Here is a 4,528-nt window from a genome sequence, read left to right on the forward strand (position 1 = left end):
GGCGGGCGGCGGGCCGACCAGTCCGTCGCCGCCTCGTGGGTCAGCGCCACCTCGAGCGCGCGGCGCTCCCCATCGGGCGGGCCGATCAGCTGCACCCCGACCGGCAGGCCGTCGGGCGTGAACCCGGCCGGCATCCCCAGCACCGGGACCCCGGCCATCGACCACGGCGCCACCGTCTCCATCCACCGGTGGTAGGTGTCCATCGCCCGCCCGTCGATCTCGGCCGGCCACGGCACGTCGACGGCGAACGGGTGGACCTGCGTGGCCGGCGCGAGGAGCACGTCGAACCGCGCGAACAGGGCGACGACCGCCGCATACCACTCCGCGCGCACCGTGGCCGCCCACGACACCTCGCGCGCCGCGAGCCCCACGCCCCGCTCGATCTCCCACACCAGCTCGGGCTTGAGCTGGTCCCGCAGCGCCGGGTCCTCGACGAGCGGCGCCATCTCGACCGCGTTCCACCACCGCCAGCGCAGGAACGCCTCCCAGAGCCGGTCGAGGTCGAACGCCGGCACGACGTCCTCGACGACCGCCCCGAGCCCGGCCAGCACGTCGGCGGGCCCGCGGGCGAGCGCGAGCAGCCCGGGCTCGGTCGCGAGCCGTCCACCGAGGTCGCCGAGCCAGCCGACCCGCAGGCCCGCCGGGTCGGCCGGTCGCAGGTCGGCGAGGTCCAGCGGGTCCGCGCGGTCGAGCGGCCCGACGGGCCCGCCGGCCGTCATGACCCCGAGCAGCGCGGCCAGGTCGGCGACGGAGCGGCCCATCGGCCCGGCCTCGCCGAGCTGCGCGACGAAGCCGGGCACCCCCGGCACCCGACCGCGCGAGGGCCGCAGCCCGTACACGTTCGCCCACGCCGCCGGGTTGCGCAGCGAGCCCATGTAGTCGCTGCCGTCCGCGGCCGGGAGCATCCGGGTCGCGAGCGCGGCCGCCGCGCCGCCGGAGGACCCGCCGACGGTGCGCGCCGGGTCGTACGGGTTGCGCGTGGTGCCCCAGACCGGGTTGTAGGTCTGCGACCCGAACCCGAGTTCCGGGGTGTTGGTGCGCCCGACGAACACCGCGCCCGCGGCCCGCATCCGGGCCACGTGCGGCGCGTCGACGACGCCCACCCGGTCGGCGAACACGGGCGAGCCCGCCACGAACGGCTGCCCGGCGGCCTCGGCGAGATCCTTCACCGCCTGCGGGACGCCGTGCAGCACGCCGCGGTGTTCCCCGCGGGCCAGCGCGGCGTCCCGCTCGGCGGCCTCGGCGAGCACGACCTCGGGGTCGGGCCGCGCGACGAGCGCGTTCACGGTCGGGTTCACCGCGTCGGCGTGCGCGAGGTGCTCGCGGGCCACCTCCACGCACGACACCTCGCGGGCGGCGATCGCCGCCGCGAGCCCCACGAGGCCGAGCTCGCAGACCTCGGGGACCGCGATCGTGCTCAGCGCGGCTTCACCTCGCCCATCTCGCCCCACCCGTTCCCGTCGACGCCCTGCACGCTGATGATGCGCGGCGTGGTGTCCACGTAGTCCGGCGCCTCGGCGACGAACTTCTTGAAGTGGTCGGAGTTCACGTGCGCCGAGGCGGCGTCGTCCTGGAACGCCTCGACGAGGGTGTAGGTGTTCTCCTCGTCGAGGGACTTGTTCCACTCGAAGAAGATGTTGCCGGGCTCGGAACGGGTGCCCGCCGTGAACTCCCTCGTGAGCTCCGGGAAGCGGTCGGCGTACTCCGGTTTGACGGTCCACTTGACCGCGATGAAGATCATGCCGCGGATCCTGGCACGACGGTGGCGCCGAGCACACCCGTCCGAGCGGGGTCTGGCGGGTCGGGCAGGACCGCGCGGACACTGGGCCCGTGGGCCAGGCGGGTGAGGTCGTTCCCTCCGGCTTCCGCGCGCCGGCCCCGCCGCTGCGCGGCCTCGTCTCCTACCACGGCTACGACGTGCGCGGCCTCGCCCCGGGCCGCCACCGCGGCCTGCCCTCGCCGTACCTGACGCTCGTCGTCACCTTCGGTCCCGGCCTGCAGATCGAGCGTCCCGACGGGGGGCGCGACCGCTTCGCCGCGTGCGTCGGCGGCCTGCACGAGGTGCCGGAGCGGATCGTCCACGACGGCCGCCAGTCGGGCGTGCACCTCACCGTCCACCCGCTCGCGGCCCGGGCCCTGTTCGGGCTGCCGGCGGCGGCGCTCGCGACGGTGACCGTTGAGGCCGCCGACGTCCTGGGGACGGCCGGCCGGGAGCTCACGGCCCGGATCGCCGACACCGAGGACGCCGGGTGGGACGCCCGCTTCGCCGCGCTCGACGACGTCCTGCTCCGCCTGCTGCACCGGGACGCGCCGGGCCCCGCGGCCGAGGTGCGTCACGCGTGGCGGGTCCTGACGTCGCCGGGACACGTCGGCGTCGGAGCCCTCGCCCACGACGTCGGGTGGAGCGGCGACCACCTCGGCCGCCGGTTCCGCGCGGAGTTCGGCGTGGGCCCCAAGGTCGCCGCGCGGATGGCCCGCTTCGACCGCGCCCGCCGCGACGTCGCCGGCCGGGCCGGCGGGGGCGCGCTCGCCCTCGCCGACGTCGCCGCCACCCACGGCTACGCCGACCAGGCCCACCTCGCCCGCGAGTTCCGCTCGCTGGCCGGGTGCTCGCCCTCGCGGTGGGTCGCCGAGGAGGTCCGCACCGGGCTGACGGGCGGCGGCGACGACCCCGACGCCGGGCTCGGGCGCGACGTCGGATCCGTTCAAGACCGGCGGCCGGGCCGCCCGCCATCCTCGGCGGCATGAGCGAGACGACGATGACCACAGCCACGACCACGACGCCGCCCGCGCAGGTGTGGCCCACCCTGCGCGCCCGGGACGCCCGCGCCCTGATCGACTTCTACGTCTCGGCGTTCGGCTTCACCGAGACGGTGGCCCACACCGACGACGCCGGGGTGATCGTGCACGCCGAGCTGGCCTGGCCGCCCGGCGGCGGACTGATGATGGGCCAGGACCGCGAGACCGCCGACGGACGCTGGAGCCTGCGCGTCGGGACCTTCGGCGGCTACGTCGTGACCCGCGACGCCGCGCACACCGACGAGGTCTTCGCGCGCGCCGTCGAGGCCGGGGCGACCGTCGTCGCCGAGCCCTACGACACCGACTACGGCTCGCACGACTGCACGCTGCTCGACCCCGAGGGCAACCACTGGCAGTTCGGGACCTACCCCGGACACCCGCGTGGTTGATCAGCACTGAGCGCGGTCGGAATTCATCCTCGATCGGCGCTGTCTCGTTCCACGACCGCACGTTCCGGATCCGCGGACGGAAGGGGGCGCCTGCGGCTCGATCAGACCTCGGTCTTGAGGATGCAGATCTCGAGGTGTGCTGCGAGGACGGCTTCCCGAGCGGTGTCGCCCAGCTGCGGATCCGCCTCCGCAGCCGCCTTGGCGCTGTCCCCGGCCTGTTCCAGTTCGATGACCGAGTCCCGAGCGGACACGTCGTCGCTCGCACTCCGCATCGCCTTGTCCGTCTTTGAGTCGAACTCGCGCACGACGGCCACGAGGACCACCGAGGCCCCCTGGTCGGCCTCCGAGGCCTGCAGTGCGGCGGTCGTCTTCTCCTTGACGTCGCCGAGTCGGCTGGCGAGATCCGTGATGGTCAGCATGGTGTTCTCTCCGCATCGTGGTGGCTTCTGGTTCCTCGGCGGGGAGTCGAGGAACGGCCACCGTGACACGCTGTCGAAACTCTGCACAGTTTACCAACTCATTGTCCTTACATCTTCATTGCTTTGGAGTAGTCCGTCGCCACGTCGCGCAATCACTCCACTCCCACTGGTGACCGTCGCCGCACCGAGTTCCCAGCCGTGGGCGCGTAGGGTCCACTGTGATTGCGCCTAGGGTTCCGTCCGCCGCCCGTCTCCCATCCCACAACCAGGGTGGCCGGGGTCTGGACCGAGCGGCGCCACGGCCGGTCGCCGGCCGACACCTGACGGGATAGAAACCCCGAGGGCTCCTGTTCGACGTGCCCGTCCCACGGACGGCACCGACGCCGAGGAGCCATCCGGTGGCCACCGCACTCGTCCTCTCCCCCGCCTCGTCCGGCGTGCCCGCCGGCGTCGTCGCGATCACGCTGGTCGCGGCGGTGCTGCACGCCGTCTGGAACGCGATCGCGCACGGGGTCCCCGACCGCCTCGTCGGCTTCGCGCTGATCGGTGCGGCCTACACCGTCGTCGGCGGGGTGACGGCCCTCGTCGTGGGGCTGCCGCCGGCGGGGGCGTGGCCGTTCGTCCTCGGCTCCGCCGCGATCCACGTCGTCTACACGCTGCTGCTCTGGGCGAGCTACCAGCTCGGCGAGTTCAGCCAGGTCTACCCGGTCGCCCGGGGCACGGCGCCGTGGGTGGTGGCGCTGATCGAGGTCGTGCTCGGCCACCACCTCCCGGCGCTGCAGCTCGCCGGGATCGTCGTGATCTCGCTCGGCCTGCTGAGCCTCGCCCTCGACGGCGGCCGCCCCTCCCGCGCGACGCTGCCGGCCCTGGGCGCCGCCGTCGCCACCGGGATCGCGATCGCCGGCTACACCGTCGTCGACG

At 74.5% G+C, this 4,528-nt stretch carries 6 protein-coding genes; 3 read left to right on the plus strand and 3 right to left on the minus strand.

All coding sequences use genetic code 11. The annotated features are described in order from the left end of the window. A partial coding sequence (locus tag AC0CYZ_RS00685; protein ID WP_472211069.1) for an amidase occupies positions 1-1,451 on the minus strand: 1,451 nt, incomplete at its 3' end. Next, entirely contained in the window at positions 1,418-1,741 is a 324-nt protein-coding gene (locus AC0CYZ_RS00690) for a putative quinol monooxygenase (protein WP_472211071.1), read from the minus strand. The genes AC0CYZ_RS00685 and AC0CYZ_RS00690, both read right to left, overlap by 34 nt. A gap of 89 nt (positions 1,742-1,830) precedes the next feature. Here AC0CYZ_RS00690 and AC0CYZ_RS00695 point away from each other — a divergent pair, with 89 nt between their 5' ends. Both AC0CYZ_RS00695 and AC0CYZ_RS00700 read left to right on the plus strand, forming a co-directional pair. Beyond that, positions 1,831-2,748, plus strand: a complete 918-nt coding sequence (locus tag AC0CYZ_RS00695; protein ID WP_472211074.1) for a helix-turn-helix domain-containing protein — start codon at positions 1,831-1,833, stop codon at positions 2,746-2,748. After that, positions 2,745-3,188 carry a VOC family protein gene (locus AC0CYZ_RS00700; RefSeq protein WP_472211077.1) on the plus strand — a complete coding sequence of 148 codons (444 nt, stop codon included), beginning with the start codon at positions 2,745-2,747 and terminating at the stop codon, positions 3,186-3,188. The genes AC0CYZ_RS00695 and AC0CYZ_RS00700 overlap by 4 nt, the downstream gene beginning before the upstream one ends. Positions 3,189-3,289: 101 nt before the next feature. On the opposite strand, the gene AC0CYZ_RS00705 is transcribed toward AC0CYZ_RS00700, so the two are convergent. After that, positions 3,290-3,607: a hypothetical protein gene (locus tag AC0CYZ_RS00705; protein WP_472211080.1), complete on the minus strand. Its 318-nt coding sequence runs from the start codon at positions 3,605-3,607 to the stop codon at positions 3,290-3,292. A gap of 398 nt (positions 3,608-4,005) precedes the next feature. Here AC0CYZ_RS00705 and AC0CYZ_RS00710 point away from each other — a divergent pair. Then, positions 4,006-4,528: EamA family transporter (locus AC0CYZ_RS00710; protein WP_472211083.1), on the plus strand; the 523-nt coding region annotated here is incomplete at its 3' end.

Source organism: Actinomycetospora sp. (assembly GCF_055612215.1).

Excerpts from the sequence above, each read along its gene's own strand:
- AC0CYZ_RS00705 (WP_472211080.1), bottom strand. The coding sequence starts at position 3,607 with ATGCTGACCATCACGGATCTCGCCAGCCGACTCGGCGACGTCAAGGAG.
- AC0CYZ_RS00700 (WP_472211077.1), top strand. The coding sequence starts at position 2,745 with ATGAGCGAGACGACGATGACCACAGCCACGACCACGACGCCGCCCGCG.
- AC0CYZ_RS00690 (WP_472211071.1), bottom strand. The coding sequence starts at position 1,741 with ATGATCTTCATCGCGGTCAAGTGGACCGTCAAACCGGAGTACGCCGAC.